The organism is Sulfitobacter sp. HI0129, from assembly GCF_001635395.1.
Taxonomy (GTDB): Bacteria; Pseudomonadota; Alphaproteobacteria; order Rhodobacterales; family Rhodobacteraceae; genus Sulfitobacter.
This window is the reverse complement of the sequence record NZ_LWGH01000802.1, coordinates 1-577: the sequence shown is the minus strand read 5'-3', so window position 1 is coordinate 577 and position 577 is coordinate 1. Positions and strand designations below refer to the sequence as shown.

The 577-nt window shown below is 62.6% G+C and carries 1 protein-coding gene; it reads right to left on the bottom strand.

Annotation, left to right across the window (positions count from 1 at the left end; all coding sequences use genetic code 11):
• On the bottom strand, nucleotides 1-465 hold a 465-nt coding region (locus A3764_RS19230; RefSeq protein ID WP_150122310.1), incomplete at its 3' end, for a hypothetical protein.
• Nucleotides 466-577 lie beyond the last annotated feature (112 nt).

Genomic DNA, 577 nt, shown 5'->3' with positions numbered 1-577 from the left:
CTTTCGATGCTCGCCATAAAGCTGCTGCAGGCTGCGCAGGTGCGGCAGGGCGGCTCGAATCGCCTCAAGCGAGCGATCCGGCAATGGCAGTGCCGCGGTCAACTGGTCAAGATTCACCTGCGCCGTTTCGCAGTCGGTTTGGCATTCCGCTGACTTGCTATCCAGCTTGTCTATGGTCTTCTCGCCCTCCTGCCATTTGGCCCAAGCCTTGCGATCACTATCCTCCAACGTCAATGCGCGTTGCACCTGCGCGGGCAGATCACCATTCGCTCGGTCAAGTCCAAGGGGCCGCGCAGCATCAATCAGCGCATCGCGGGCCACCTCCTGATGGGCAAGACGGGCTTTCAACGCTTCTTTCGCATTGGAAAGCTCGGCTGCCGCTTCAGCCGCTGCGGTCAGTGCCTGCTGACGCGCGCTGAAGGCTGAGGGGGTCGCATCTTCCCCCAATCCCAATGCAAGCGCCAACCTGGAACTGCGCTCCGACAGGCGGTCACGGAGAGTGACCAAGTCGTCGTGACGCGTCTTTGCGGCCCCATACCTTGCGTCGGCGGTCCGCACCTGACCTTGCGCCGCGAGC